The organism is Xanthomonas sp. MLO165 (genome assembly GCF_018831305.1).
GTDB classification, from domain to species: domain Bacteria; phylum Pseudomonadota; class Gammaproteobacteria; order Xanthomonadales; family Xanthomonadaceae; genus Xanthomonas; species Xanthomonas arboricola.
The window spans coordinates 1105514-1119605 of the sequence record NZ_CP029263.1; the positions used below are offsets into that span (position 1 = coordinate 1105514).

The 14092-nt window shown below is 64.1% G+C and carries 14 protein-coding genes; 11 read left to right on the forward strand and 3 right to left on the reverse strand.

The features are described from left to right. The first annotated feature begins 5 nt into the window (after positions 1 to 5). From secY to DGN21_RS04830, 9 genes are all read left to right on the forward strand, one after another. Positions 6 to 1373 (forward strand): preprotein translocase subunit SecY, encoded by a 1368-nt coding sequence (secY, locus tag DGN21_RS04790; RefSeq protein ID WP_160954698.1) that lies wholly within the window; start codon positions 6 to 8, stop codon positions 1371 to 1373. A gap of 332 nt (positions 1374 to 1705) precedes the next feature. Next, positions 1706 to 2062, forward strand: a complete 357-nt coding sequence (rpsM, locus tag DGN21_RS04795) for a 30S ribosomal protein S13 (protein ID WP_003486672.1) — start codon at positions 1706 to 1708, stop codon at positions 2060 to 2062. A 10-nt stretch (positions 2063 to 2072) separates the two neighbouring features. After that, positions 2073 to 2465, forward strand: a complete 393-nt coding sequence (gene rpsK / locus DGN21_RS04800) for a 30S ribosomal protein S11 (protein ID WP_003486671.1) — start codon at positions 2073 to 2075, stop codon at positions 2463 to 2465. 15 nt (positions 2466 to 2480) lie between these two features. Beyond that, a complete protein-coding gene (gene rpsD / locus DGN21_RS04805; protein WP_024938562.1) occupies positions 2481 to 3107 on the forward strand; it encodes a 30S ribosomal protein S4 in 627 nt (208 codons plus the stop codon). Between the two features lie 53 nt (positions 3108 to 3160). Then, positions 3161 to 4159, forward strand: a complete 999-nt coding sequence (gene rpoA / locus DGN21_RS04810; protein ID WP_002811635.1) for a DNA-directed RNA polymerase subunit alpha — start codon at positions 3161 to 3163, stop codon at positions 4157 to 4159. A 180-nt stretch (positions 4160 to 4339) separates the two neighbouring features. After that, a complete protein-coding gene (rplQ, locus tag DGN21_RS04815; protein ID WP_003486665.1) occupies positions 4340 to 4723 on the forward strand; it encodes a 50S ribosomal protein L17 in 384 nt (127 codons plus the stop codon). A gap of 323 nt (positions 4724 to 5046) precedes the next feature. Beyond that, positions 5047 to 5565: a disulfide bond formation protein B gene (locus tag DGN21_RS04820; RefSeq protein WP_024938561.1), complete on the forward strand. Its 519-nt coding sequence runs from the start codon at positions 5047 to 5049 to the stop codon at positions 5563 to 5565. A gap of 48 nt (positions 5566 to 5613) precedes the next feature. Beyond that, positions 5614 to 7005 carry a 3-deoxy-7-phosphoheptulonate synthase class II gene (locus DGN21_RS04825; protein ID WP_046345812.1) on the forward strand — a complete coding sequence of 464 codons (1392 nt, stop codon included), beginning with the start codon at positions 5614 to 5616 and terminating at the stop codon, positions 7003 to 7005. Between the two features lie 85 nt (positions 7006 to 7090). Further along, complete coding sequence (locus DGN21_RS04830) at positions 7091 to 8218, forward strand: mechanosensitive ion channel family protein (RefSeq protein ID WP_039523792.1); 1128 nt, start codon at positions 7091 to 7093, stop codon at positions 8216 to 8218. Here DGN21_RS04830 and DGN21_RS04835 read toward each other — a convergent pair. The 3 genes from DGN21_RS04835 to typA form a co-directional block, all read right to left on the reverse strand. Beyond that, on the reverse strand, positions 8208 to 9812 hold the full coding sequence (locus DGN21_RS04835) for an amidase (RefSeq protein ID WP_184429026.1): 1605 nt from the start codon (positions 9810 to 9812) through the stop codon (positions 8208 to 8210). The two genes, DGN21_RS04830 and DGN21_RS04835, sit on opposite strands and share 11 nt — an antisense overlap. 105 nt (positions 9813 to 9917) lie before the next feature. Then, complete coding sequence (locus DGN21_RS04840; RefSeq protein ID WP_215825229.1) at positions 9918 to 10337, reverse strand: DUF2127 domain-containing protein; 420 nt, start codon at positions 10335 to 10337, stop codon at positions 9918 to 9920. Positions 10338 to 10407: 70 nt separating this feature from the next. Then, the gene (typA, locus tag DGN21_RS04845; RefSeq protein WP_016904579.1) at positions 10408 to 12237 is read right to left on the reverse strand and encodes a translational GTPase TypA; all 1830 of its coding nucleotides are present in this window, start codon (positions 12235 to 12237) and stop codon (positions 10408 to 10410) included. 217 nt (positions 12238 to 12454) lie between these two features. Between typA and DGN21_RS04850 the strand changes: the two genes are divergently transcribed. Then, positions 12455 to 12949: a peptidylprolyl isomerase gene (locus tag DGN21_RS04850; protein WP_016904578.1), complete on the forward strand. Its 495-nt coding sequence runs from the start codon at positions 12455 to 12457 to the stop codon at positions 12947 to 12949. A 117-nt stretch (positions 12950 to 13066) separates the two neighbouring features. Further along, entirely contained in the window at positions 13067 to 14053 is a 987-nt protein-coding gene (locus tag DGN21_RS04855) for a malate dehydrogenase (protein ID WP_024938556.1), read from the forward strand. Positions 14054 to 14092 lie beyond the last annotated feature (39 nt).

The window sequence follows — 14092 nt, forward strand, 5'->3', positions numbered from 1 at the left end:
GGCAGATGGCGCAGGCTGGCATTGGTAACCTCGGTGGCGGGCTCGGCAGGTTCACGGAACTTCGCCAGCGGCTACTGTTCGTCCTCGGGGCATTGATCGTCTATCGCATCGGCTGCTATGTGCCGGTGCCTGGCGTGAATCCCGATGCCATGCTTTCGTTGATGCAGGCGCAGGGCGGCGGCATCGTGGACATGTTCAACATGTTCTCGGGCGGCGCCCTGCACCGTTTCAGTATTTTTGCGTTGAACGTGATGCCGTATATCTCGGCATCGATCGTGATCCAGTTGGCCACGCACATCTTTCCCGCCCTCAAGGCGATGCAGAAGGAAGGCGAATCCGGCCGACGCAAGATCACCCAGTATTCGCGCATCGGTGCGGTGTTGCTGGCGGTGGTGCAGGGCGGCAGTATCGCGCTGGCACTGCAGAACCAGACCGCACCTGGTGGCGCTCCGGTGGTGTACGCGCCGGGCATGGGCTTTGTGCTCACCGCAGTGATTGCGCTGACTGCCGGCACCATCTTCCTGATGTGGGTGGGCGAGCAGGTCACCGAGCGTGGCATCGGTAACGGCGTGTCGCTGATCATCTTTGCCGGCATCGTTGCAGGCCTTCCGTCGGCGGCGATCCAGACCGTCGAGGCCTTCCGCGAAGGCAATCTGAGCTTCATCTCGCTGCTGCTGATCGTCATCACCATTCTGGCGTTCACGCTGTTCGTGGTGTTCGTCGAGCGCGGGCAGCGGCGTATCACAGTCAATTACGCACGCCGCCAGGGCGGCCGCAATGCGTACATGAACCAGACCTCGTTCCTGCCGTTGAAGCTCAACATGGCAGGCGTGATTCCGCCGATCTTCGCCTCTAGCATCCTGGCCTTCCCGGCCACGCTGTCGATGTGGTCGGGTCAGGCGGCGTCTGGCAGCGGTGTGGGTTCGTGGCTGCAGAAGATCGCCAATGCGCTCGGGCCCGGCGAGCCGGTGCACATGCTGGTGTTCGCCGCACTGATCATCGGTTTCGCGTTCTTCTATACCGCGCTGGTGTTCAACTCGCAGGAAACCGCTGACAACCTCAAGAAGTCGGGCGCACTGATTCCCGGTATCCGTCCGGGCAAGGCGACGGCTGACTATGTGGACGGCGTGCTGACGCGCCTGACCGCAGCGGGTTCGTTGTACCTGGTGATCGTCTGCCTGCTGCCGGAAATCATGCGCACCCAGCTGGGCACCTCGTTCCACTTCGGTGGTACGTCGTTGCTGATCGCCGTGGTGGTGGTGATGGACTTCATCGCGCAGATCCAGGCCCATCTGATGTCGCATCAGTATGAGAGCCTGCTGAAGAAGGCCAACCTCAAGGGTGGCTCGCGCGGCGGTCTGGCGCGCAGTTAAGTGGTACACTAGATCTTCATTGCGTGAAGACGGCCTGGTTCCCGGGCCACGATCTTCCGATCAGAAGGGCGGCTCGCGCGACGTCTCGCGCGCGGGTGTGACGAGGTGGTCCTGTGCGGGAGTAGCACAGGCGATTCGGAGAAATTTTCTGGATCAACATCGTCCGGCGCCGGAGCGAGGGCACACTCCCCACGCCGGGTCCATGGAACTTTTGGTTCCACGGGCTTCAAAGCAATCCGAGGCCTTGCTACAATTCCGAGTTCACTTTTGATCCATCCTGCCGGATGGCGCCTGGGCGCTGTCGGGCCATCACTCAGTTGGAGAATCGCGTCATGGCGCGTATTGCAGGCGTCAACCTGCCAGCCCAGAAGCACGTCTGGGTCGGGTTGCAAAGCATCTACGGCATCGGCCGTACCCGTTCGAAGAAGCTCTGCGAATCCGCAGGCGTTACCTCGACCACGAAGATTCGTGATCTGTCCGAACCCGAAATCGAGCGCCTGCGCGCCGAGGTCGGCAAGTATGTCGTCGAAGGCGACCTGCGCCGCGAAATCGGTATCGCGATCAAGCGACTGATGGACCTGGGCTGCTATCGCGGTCTGCGTCATCGCCGTGGTCTCCCGCTGCGTGGTCAGCGCACCCGTACCAACGCCCGCACCCGCAAGGGTCCGCGCAAGGCGATCAGGAAGTAAGGGATAGATCATGGCAAAGCCAGCAGAAAAGAAAACGAAGAAGAAGATCAAGCGCGTCATCACTGACGGCGTCGCTCACGTCCACGCTTCGTTCAACAACACCATCGTCACCATCACCGATCGCCAGGGCAATGCACTGTCGTGGGCCACGTCCGGCGGCGCCGGCTTCCGTGGTTCGCGCAAGTCGACCCCGTTCGCTGCTCAGGTTGCCGCCGAAAAGGCTGGCCGCGCTGCGCTCGACTACGGCGTGAAGTCGCTGGAAGTGCGTATCAAGGGTCCGGGTCCGGGCCGTGAGTCGGCCGTGCGTTCGTTGAACAACGTGGGCTACAAGATCACCAACATCATCGACGTGACGCCAATCCCGCACAACGGGTGCCGTCCGCCGAAGAAGCGTCGCGTCTAAAGGGAGCGATAAGAAATGGCTCGTTATATCGGTCCTACCTGTAAGCTCGCCCGCCGCGAAGGCGTCGATCTTTCCCTCAAGAGCCCGGCGCGCGCGCTGGACTCCAAGTGCAAGCTTGAGCAGAAGCCCGGCCAACACGGCGCGGCTCGCAAAGGCAAGCTCTCCGACTATGCCACCCAGCTGCGCGAAAAGCAGAAGGTCAAGCGCATCTACGGTTTGCTGGAGCGTCAGTTCCGCAACTACTACAAGAAGGCCTCGACCAAGAAGGGCAACACCGGCGAGAACCTGCTGCAGTTGCTGGAAACCCGTCTGGACAACGTCTGCTACCGCATGGGCTTTGCCGTCACCCGTCCGGCCGCGCGCCAGCTGGTGTCGCACCGTGGCGTGTTGGTCAATGGCAAGTCGGTGAATCTGGCTTCGTACCAGATCAAGGCTGGCGATGCGATCACGCTGTCGGAAAAGGCACAGAAGCAGCTTCGCGTGCAGGAAGCCCTGACCGTGGCTGAGCAGCACGACATGACGCCGTCGTGGGTCGAAGTCGATTCGAAGAAGTTCAGCGGCGTGTTCAAGGCCGTTCCGGATCGCGCTGACCTGCCTTCGGATATCAACGAAGCGCTGATCGTCGAGTTGTATTCGAAGTAATTCACATTGGAGAGCCTCCGGCACCGCCGGAGGTTCGCAGGAGACCCCGCAACATGACGGTTACCGCCAACCAGGTTCTGCGCCCCCGTGGTCCGCAGATCGAACGTCTTACCGACAATCGCGCAAAGGTCGTGATCGAGCCCTTGGAGCGCGGTTACGGGCACACGCTGGGCAATGCCCTGCGTCGTGTGCTGTTGTCGTCGATCCCGGGTTTTGCGATCACCGAGGTCGAGATCGACGGCGTGCTGCACGAGTACACCACGGTCGAAGGGCTGCAGGAAGACGTGCTTGACGTCCTGCTCAACCTGAAAGACGTGGCGATTCGTATGCATAGTGGCGACAGCGCGACGCTGTCGTTGTCCAAGCAGGGTCCGGGCACGGTCACTGCGGCCGACATCAGGACCGATCACAACGTCGAGATCATCAACGGCGACCACGTGATCTGCCACCTGACCAAGGACACGGCGCTGAACATGCGCCTGAAGATCGAGCGTGGTTTCGGCTATCAGCCGGCTGCCGCGCGTCGTCGTCCGGACGAAGAGACCCGCACCATCGGTCGTCTGATGCTGGATGCGTCGTTCTCGCCGGTGCGTCGCGTTGCCTATGCCGTGGAAGCTGCGCGCGTTGAACAGCGCACCGACCTCGACAAGCTGGTGATCGATATCGAAACAAACGGCACGATCGATGCCGAGGAAGCCGTGCGCACCGCCGCCGACATCCTCAGCGATCAGCTGTCGGTGTTCGGCGATTTCACCCACCGCGATCGCGGTGCGGCCAAGCCGGCTGCCAGCGGCGTGGATCCGGTGCTGCTGCGCCCGATCGACGACCTCGAGCTGACCGTGCGTTCGGCCAACTGCCTGAAGGCCGAGAGCATCTACTACATCGGTGATCTGATCCAGAAGACCGAAGTGGAGCTGCTCAAGACCCCGAACCTCGGCAAGAAGTCGCTGACCGAAATCAAGGAAGTGCTGGCACAGCGCGGCCTTGCACTGGGCATGAAGCTGGAGAACTGGCCGCCGGCCGGTGTCGCCCAGCACGGCATGCTTGGTTAATGCATCACCGCATGGGCGTCTTCGGGCGCCCATGCTGTTTTTTTACATCGACGGGCCAAAGCCCGCGGTGACATCCGGTCAAAGGACGGCCGGCTCGGACCAACCGCAGTCCATTCAACAGCGCCAGGATGGCGACAGCGTCTCTCAAGCAGTCTCAACATTCCTTAGGAAATCACACTCATGCGTCACCAGAAATCCGGTCGTAAATTCAACCGCACCAGCGCGCACCGCGAAGCCATGTTCCGCAATATGGCCGCGTCGCTGTTCAAGCACGAGCTGATCAAGACCACCTTGCCGAAGGCCAAGGAACTGCGTCGCGTCGCCGAGCCGCTGATCACCATCGGCAAGGTCGATGGCGTTGCCAATCGTCGTCTGGCGTTCGCTCGCCTGCGCGACAAGGAAGCGGTGGGCAAGCTGTTCGTCGAACTGGGCCCGCGTTACGCGACCCGTCCCGGCGGCTACCTGCGCATCCTGAAGGCCGGCTTCCGTGCCGGTGACAATGCGCCGATGGCGTATGTCGAGCTGGTCGACCGTCCGGTCGTCGCCGAGGAAGTGGCCGAGTAATCGGTTCGCCCTTCGCAAAGATTCTCGAAAAGCCCGGCTAGCGCCGGGCTTTTTTATTGCCTGTGCCGGACCATGGCGGTCGGTCTTGGTATGGGTGTTTCGGCAACAGCGCAGCGATGTGCATGGCTCAACCAGGATCAAGCTCGCCGCCGCAAAGGCGGCCGTCTCCGGGCGGTGTCGAGGTCTGCAGACCGACACATGACTGGCGACATGCATGGCTGCACCGGGCCTGCTGCCAGGCGACCTGCCCGATGCAGGCATCCGTGGTCACCGCGGCAGCGATGGCTGATAATCGGGCATTCGATCCTAGGCAAGCGGTAGCGATGAATCCATTTCGTTGGGGTTTCCGGGCGCAGTTCTTGCTGGGCTTTCTTGCCTGCGCAGGATTGCTTGCCTATGCGATCTACGTACAGCTGCATCTTGGGCTGGAGCCATGCCCGCTATGCATCTTCCAGCGGATCGCGTTTGCGGCGCTGGCGCTGTTGTTTCTGCTGGGCGCGTTGCATGGGCCGCGCGCAGCGGGCACGCGCAAGCTCTATGGCGTGCTCAGCTTCATCGCTGCCGGCGTCGGCATGGGCATCGCGGCGCGGCATGTCTGGGTGCAGATCCGGCCCAAGGACATGATGTCCTCGTGCGGGCCGCCGTTGAGCTTCCTGAGCGAGACGATGGGGCCGTTCGAAGTGTTCCGCACCGTGCTGACCGGCACCGGCGACTGCGGCAATATCGATTGGCGCTTTCTGGGCCTGAGCATGCCGATGTGGAGCATGCTGTGGTTCGTGGGCCTGGCGCTGTGGGCGCTGTACGCCGGCTTCAGGCAGCGTGGTCCGCGCAAACTGTTCTGATCGTTTCGTTCCGGCGCTGGCCGGCGCCCGAGATTTCTGGAGTTCACGATGTCCGCTTCCCCTCATTCGTCCGTCAACCAGGCAGAGCAGTGGTCGCCGCAGAGCTGGCGGCAGCGTCCGGCGTTGCAGATGCCGGTCTACCCGGACGCCGTTGCGCTGGAACACACGCTGGGCGAGTTGCGGCAGCTGCCGCCGCTGGTGACCTCCTGGGAAATCTTTGCGCTCAAGCGCCAGCTGGCAGAAGCGCAGGAAGGCAAGCGCTTCCTGCTGCAGGGCGGCGATTGCGCCGAGAACTTCAGCGATTGCGAATCGGGCACGATCTCCAATCGCCTGAAGGTGCTGCTGCAAATGAGCCTGGTGCTGGTGCATGGCCTGCACCTGCCGGTGGTGCGGGTAGGGCGCTTTGCCGGGCAGTACGCCAAGCCGCGCTCGGCCGATACCGAAACCCGCGACGGGGTGACCTTGCCGAGCTACCGCGGCGATGTGATCAACGCGCCAGCCTTCACTGAAGCGGCGCGCGTGCCGGATCCGCAGCGCATGATCACCGCGCATTCGCGCTCGGCGATGACGATGAATTTCGTGCGCGCTCTGATCGACGGCGGCTTTGCCGACCTGCACCATCCCGAATACTGGAATCTGGACTGGGTGGGGTATTCGCCGCTGGCGGCGGACTACCAGAAGATGGTGGCATCGATCGGCGATGCGGTGCGCTTCATGGAGACCCTGTCCGGCGCGGAGGTCTACAACCTCAATCGCATCGACTTCTACACCTCGCACGAGGCGCTGTTGCTGCCGTACGAGGAAGGCCTGACCCGGCAGGTGCCGCGCCAGTGGGGCTGGTTCAACCTGAGCACCCATTACCCGTGGATCGGCATGCGCACCGCCGCGCTGGATGGCGCGCATGTGGAATACCTGCGTGGCGTGCGTAACCCGATCGCGATCAAGGTGGGGCCATCGGTGCAGCCGGATCAGCTGTTGCGTCTGATCGACGTGCTCAATCCCGAAGACGAACCCGGCCGCCTGAGCTTCATCCATCGCATGGGTGCGGCGCAGATCGCCGAGAAGTTGCCGCCGCTGCTGGAGGCGGTCAAGCGCGATGGACGTCGGGTGTTGTGGGTGTGCGATGCGATGCACGGCAATACCGAAAGCACCGGAAATGGCTATAAGACACGGCGTTTCGACAATATCCGCAGCGAGGTCGAGTTGTCCTTCGATCTGCATGCGGCCGCCGGGACGCGGCTGGGCGGGGTGCATCTGGAACTGACCGGCGAAGACGTCACCGAATGCACCGGTGGCGCGCGCGAGTTGACCGAGCGCGATCTGGAACGCGCTTACCGCTCCAGCGTGGATCCGCGCCTGAACTACGAGCAGTCGCTGGAAATCGCAATGGCGATCGTGCGCAAGCAACAGCAGGTGGCGTCGCAGCCGCTGGGCGCGTGATGTCACCGTACGCATGACGTGATGCTCATGCCGCGTGCGGCATGATGCTGCAGCCATCCCTCTTTCCCCCCACAGGAGGAACGGTTTGACTGCCGATTGGAACGTCATCCGCGAATACGCAATCCCGCTTGGTGCCGCGCTGCTGGCGGGCATCGTCACCTGGTCGCTGATGCTGTGGCTGTTTCGCCGCATGCAGGGCCGCGACTATCGCCGTGCACGCATCATTCGCGTGGTCACGCTGCCGGCTGCCTTCATCCTGCCGCTGCTGTTCTTGCGTATCGCCACGGAAGCAACGCCGCTGGAGGGCAAGGGACTCGCGGCACTGCAAAGTTTGCTACACGTGGGGATCGTCGGCTGCATCACCTGGCTGCTTGTACGCGCGGTAGCAGCCGGCGAGGCGGCAATTCTGCGCAGCAACCCGATCGAGGTGTCCGACAACCTCACCGCACGGCGCATCCAGACCCAGACACGCGTGCTGAGCCGGGTGGTCATGGGCGCGGTGATCCTGCTCGGCATCTCGGTGGTGCTGCTTGGCTTCGAGCAGGTACGCCAGATCGGCAAGACGCTGCTGGCCTCGGCCGGCATCATCGGCCTGGTGGCCGGCATCGCGGCCAAGCCGGTGTTCGGCAACCTGATCGCCGGTCTGCAGATCGCCCTGACCCAGCCGATCCGGCTGGACGATGTGGTGATCGTGGAAGGCGAATGGGGCCGCATCGAGGAGATCGGTAGCTCGTATGTGGTGGTGCGGATTTGGGACGAGCGGCGGATGGTGGTGCCGTTGACCTGGTGGATCGAGCACCCGTTCCAGAACTGGACGCGCAGCAGCGCCGACCTGCTCGGTACCGCATTCCTGTGGCTGGACTACCGCACCCCGATCGCGGCGGTGCGCGCCGAGCTGGAGCGCATTTGCAAGAGCGAGCCGCTGTGGGATGGACGCGTGTGCGTGACCCAGGTGACCGAAACCAGCGAGAGCACGATCCAGGTACGCCTGCTGGTGAGCGCGCGCAACTCCGGCGATGCGTTCGATCTGCGCTGCATCAGCCGCGAGCGCATGATCGACTTCCTGACCCGCGAGCACCCGTACGCACTGCCCAGGATTCGCGCCGAAATCGCCGCGCAGGAAAAGCCACCCCTGCGCGCCGCCGCGCCAATCGCCCAGGAGAGCGTGCGCTCGCCCGGTGCCGAAGACGGTGAGCCTGCGACTACGGTATAGCTGCAGGCGCGGCCGCCGGTGCGCTGGGCGCAGTCGGCGAGTAGCGGGGCGCAACACGCGCCTTGCTGCGTTGTTCGTAGGCGTAGGCCAGTTCGATCAGGCGCGGCTCGCTCCAGGCGCTGCCCATGAACAACAAGCCCAGCGGCAGGCCCTGGGTCTGTCCCATCGGCACGCTCAGGCTGGGATAACCGGCCACCGCGGCCGCACCATAGCCGGCTCCGGGAAAGGTGTCGCCCTTGACCAGGTCGGTGACCCAGGCAGCACCGGTGGTCGGCACGATCAGTGCGTCCAGGCGATTGGCCTGCAGCGCGGCGTCGATGCCGTCCGGCCCGGCCAGCCGTTTGGCAGTGGCGCGGGCTGTGAGATAGGCGGCATCGTTCAGTCCGGCCGCGGCCTGCGCTTGCTCGAACAGCTCCTGCCCGAAGTAGGGCATCTCGCGCTGCGCGTGGCTGCGATTGAAGGCGATCAATTGCTCCAGGCTCGACACCGGCGCGGCGTGGCTGCGCAGATACGCGTTCAGGCCGGCCTTGAATTCGACCAACAAGACCGTTTGCTCGGCGGCGTCCCACTGGCCCTCGGTCGCCAGGCTGGTTTCGATCACGGTGGCGCCAGCGGCGCGCAGGGTCTGCACCGCGCGTTGCAGCGTGGCGGCAATCGCCGGATCTTCGCGCAAGGGATTGCGCAGCAGGCCCAGGCGGGCGCCGCGCAGGCCATCGGGCCTGAGATGCGCCAGATAGTCCGGTGTGGACGTCGGTGCAGTGCGCGCCGCCGGATCCTGCGGGTCGGGTGCGGCAATCGCCTGCAGCACCGCCGCCGCATCGGCGACGCTGCGCGTCATCGGGCCGGCGGTGTCCTGGGAGGCCGAGATCGGAATGATGCCGTCGCGGCTGACCAGGCCCACGGTCGGTTTGAGCCCGACCAGGCCGTTCACCGAGGCCGGGCAGGTGATGCTGCCGTCGGTTTCGGTGCCGATGCCGACCGTGGCCAGGCTGGCGGCGATCGCCGCGCCGGTGCCGGCACTGGAGCCGCAGGGATTACGATCCAGGGCGTACGGATTGCGGGTCAGCCCGCCGCGTGCGCTCCAGCCGGAGCTGGACTTGGTGGAGCGGAAGTTGGCCCACTCGCTCAGGTTGGTCTTGCCCAGGATCACCGCGCCAGCGGCGCGCAGGCGCTGCACCAGAAACGCATCGCGGCCGGGCCTGAAATCGGCCAGTGCCAGCGAGCCGGCGCTGTTGACCATCGGCAGCGCATCGATGTTGTCCTTAAGCAGTACCGGAATGCCATGCAGGGGGCCGCGCACATGGCCGGCGCGGCGTTCGGCGTCCAATGCACGTGCGTCGGCTTCGGCCTGCGGGTTGAGTTCGATCACCGAATTGAGAGTGGGCCCGGCGCGATCGATGGTGGCGACACGCTGCAGGTATGCGCGGGTCAGATCCAGGCTGCTGGTCGTGCCGGATGCCATGCGTGCCTGCAGGCCGACGATGTCGGCGTCGATCAGATCGTCTTGCCTGGCAGTGGCTGCGTTGGCACCGGCCGGGGTCAGGCTTTCGGTATGCGCACAGCCGCACAGCGCAAGCAGCAGCGCGAAGGACAAGGTGGTGGATCGCATTGGCGGTGTTCCCCGGGGACTGTTCGCAGGCTAACGGCGCTGCGGCGGGGTGACAATGTGTATGACATGCCCGCAGACGGGCAGGGGGCCTCAGCGGCGCCGGCGTTTGATCAGATCGCGTGCCAGCACGCCGACCACGATCAGATTGATCGCCAGTACGCCCCAGGCGGTCCAGCCGGGATGGCGGACGATGGCGTAGATATCGAAAGGCAGGTAGATGGCCGCCGACAGGCAGCCCAGCAGCGACGCCCAGGCCTTGGCACGCCACAGACCCCATGCTTCCACCACGTGCAACAGGCCATAGGCCAGCATTGCGGCAGCGGCCAGATGGACGGCGTCGGGACTGATGGTCTTGAGCAACGACGGCAGTGCGCCGTGGTCGGGATCCAGGTTGAAGCGGCGGATCAGTGTGCCGACCGCGTTCTGCAGCGGGAGCGGGCCCAGAATTTCCAGGCCCGTCGCCGCCAACAGCGCAAGCGTCCCCTTGACCGCCTCTAGCAAGGCGATCACATGCAGCCCCGGATGCGCGCGCGGATCCGGGCTGTAGGGCGTGTTGCTCACGAAGATGGACGTCCCGTGTTTAGCCGGAACGGCCAGCGCGCTTGCGGTCGCTTTCGGTGAGGAACTTCTTGCGCAGGCGGATTTCCTTCGGGGTGACTTCGACCAGCTCGTCGTCCTCGATGAAATCCAGTGCCTGCTCCAGCGTGTACTTGATCGCCGGGGTCAGCTTGATCGCATCGTCCTTGCCCGAGGCGCGCATGTTGGTCAGCGGCTTGGTCTTGATCGCGTTGACGGTCAGGTCGTTGTCCTTGGAGTGGATACCGACCAGCTGACCTTCATACACGTTGTCGCCTTCGGCAGCGAACAGACGGCCACGCTCTTCCAACGGCCCCAGTGCATAGGCCGGGGTGGCGCCCGCTGCGTTGGCAATCATCACGCCGTTCTGGCGCTTGGCGATCGCGCCCTGTTCCTTCGGACCGTAATGGTCAAACACGTGGAACAGCAGGCCCGAGCCCTGGGTCAGGGTGCGGAACTCGTTCTGGAAGCCGATCAGGCCACGCGCCGGGATCATGTAATCCAGGCGCACGCGGCCCTTGCCGTCCGGCTCCATGTTCTTCAGCTGGCCCTTGCGGGTGCCCAGCTTTTCCATCACGCCGCCCTGGTGCTGTTCTTCGATGTCCACCACCAGCTGTTCGATCGGCTCCATCTGCTTGCCGTCGATTTCCTTGATGATGACTTCCGGGCGCGACACGGCCAGCTCGTAGCCTTCACGACGCATGTTCTCGATCAGCACCGACAGGTGCAGTTCGCCACGGCCGGAGACCAGGAACTTGTCGGCGTCGGAGCCTTCCTCGACCTTCAGTGCCACGTTGTGCACCTTCTCGCGGTCCAGACGGTCGCGCAGCTGGCGGCTGGTCAGGAACTTGCCACCGGACAGGTCCTTGTTGCCGGCGAACGGCGAGTTGTTGACCTGGAAGGTCATCGAGATGGTGGGCTCGTCCACGGTCAGCGCCGGCAGCGCTTCCGGTGCGTCGAGCGCACACACGGTGTCGGAAATGGTCAGCTCGGCCACGCCGGAGATGGCGACGATGTCGCCGGCCTCGGCGGTGTCCTGCTCGATGCGCTCCAGGCCGAGGAAGCCCAGCACCTGCAGCACCTTGCCCTGGCGCTTCTTGCCTTCGCGGTCGATCACGCTGACCGGCATGTTCTTCTTCAGCACGCCGCGCTGGATGCGGCCGATGCCGATCACGCCGACGAAGTTGTTGTAGTCCAGCTGGCTGATGCGCATCTGGAACGGGCCGTCCGGATCCACGTCCGGTGCCGACACATGCTGCATGATCGCTTCGTACAGCGGGGTCATGTCGCCGTCGCGCACGCTCGAATCCAGGCTGGCGTAGCCGTTCAGGGCGGAGGTGTAGACGATCGGGAAGTCCAGCTGCTCGTCGGTTGCGCCGAGCTTGTCGAACAGGTCAAACACCTGGTCGATGACCCAGTCCGGGCGTGCGCCGGGACGGTCGATCTTGTTGACCACCACGATCGGCTTGAAGCCCATCGCGAACGCCTTCTGGGTGACGAAGCGGGTCTGCGGCATCGGGCCGTCCATCGCATCGACCAGGATCAGCACCGAGTCCACCATCGACAGCACGCGCTCGACTTCGCCACCGAAGTCGGCGTGTCCCGGGGTGTCGACGATGTTGATGCGGTTGCCGTTCCAGGTGATGGCCGTGTTCTTGGCCAGGATCGTGATGCCACGCTCCTTTTCCTGATCGTTGCTGTCCATCACGCGCTCAGCCAGCACGGTGCGTTCGGACAGGGTGCCGGACTGCTTCAGCAGGCAGTCGACGAGGGTGGTCTTGCCATGGTCAACGTGCGCGACGATGGCGATATTGCGGAGTTTTTCGATAGACATGCGGAAAGGGCCCCTGTCTGGCGCCAGTCTTGAGATGAGGTAAGCCCGACATTATAGCGGTTTCGTTGCCGCACCGTTGCGTTCGGCCGCTGAGCGGTCCAAAACGCCCATTCAGCTAGCCCGGACACCCCGACGATGGTCCAACCTGCACGGCCGCCTGCACGGCCGGGTGTATTCTAATGGGCTGTCATACACCCTGAAACCTGCAAGGATTTCCATGTCCCTGATTGCCCATTTCGACACCACTCGCGGCCCGATCGTGGTCGAGCTGTTCGCCGACAAGGCCCCGCTGACCGTTGCCAACTTCGTCAACCTGGTCCAGCGCGGCTTCTACGATGGCCTGAGCTTCCACCGCGTCATCGCCGACTTCATGATCCAGGGCGGCTGCCCGGAAGGCTCCGGCCGCGGCGGCCCGGGCTACCGTTTCGAGGATGAAGCCAACAACGGCGTCGGCCACGAGCGCGGCGTGCTGTCCATGGCCAATGCCGGCCCCAACACCAACGGCAGCCAGTTCTTCATCACCCACACTGCCACCCCGTGGCTGGACGGCAAGCACACCGTGTTCGGCAAGGTCACCCAGGGCCTGGACGTGGTCGATGCCGTCGCCCAGGGCGATGTAATCAACAAGGTGACGATCGAAGGCGATACCGACGCCGTGTTGGCCGCCAAGGCCGACCGTGTCGCGGAGTGGAACAAGATCCTCGCCGCCTGATGTCTTTCCCCCGAACGGCCGCCCGGTGCGGCCGTTCGTCTGTCACTGCGCGCCGCCAGGCCCTGCGCCACGCCAGCGTGCACCTCCACCCATGTTTTTTAGCAGAGGAAACTCCCCATGAAAGCACCTGTTCGTGTTGCCGTGACCGGCGCTGCCGGCCAGATCGGCTATGCCCTGCTGTTCCGCATCGCCTCCGGCGAAATGCTGGGCAAGGATCAGCCGGTGATCCTGCAATTGCTGGAACTGTCCAATGAAAAGGCCCAGGCCGCGCTCAAGGGCGTGATCATGGAGCTGGAAGATTGCGCATTCCCGCTGCTGGCCGGCGTGGTCGGCACCGACGACGCCGAAGTGGCGTTCAAGGACATCGACGTCGCCCTGCTGGTCGGTGCGCGTCCGCGCGGCCCGGGCATGGAGCGCAAGGACCTGCTGCTGGAAAACGCCAAGATCTTCACCGCGCAGGGCGCGGCGTTGAACAAGGTCGCCAAGCGTGACGTCAAGGTGCTGGTGGTCGGTAACCCGGCTAACACCAATGCCTACATCGCGATGAAGTCGGCGCCGGATCTGAACCCGAAGAATTTCACCGCCATGCTGCGTCTGGACCACAACCGTGCGCTCAGCCAGCTGTCGCAGAAGCTCGGCAAGCCGGTCGGCGGCATCGAGAAGCTGGTGGTCTGGGGCAACCACAGCCCGACCATGTACCCGGACTACCGTTTCGCCACCGCCGATGGTGCGTCCATCGGCGATGCGATCAACGACCAGGAATGGAACGCGTCCACCTTCATCCCGACCGTGGGCAAGCGCGGCGCGGCGATCATCGAAGCGCGCGGCCTGTCCTCGGCTGCGTCGGCCGCCAATGCCGCCATCGATCACGTGCGTGACTGGGTGCTGGGCAGCAACGGCAAGTGGGTGACGATGGGCGTGCCGTCCGACGGCTCCTACGGCATTCCGGAAGGCGTGATCTTCGGCTTCCCGGTGACCACCGCCAACGGCGAGTACACCCTGGTCAAGGATCTTCCGATCGACGACTTCAGCCAGAAGTACATCGACAAGACCCTGGCCGAGCTGGAAGAAGAGCGCAGCGGCGTGTCGCATCTGCTGGGCTGAGTTTCTCGCCTTGCTGTTGTAACGAAAACGCCGGGCAAT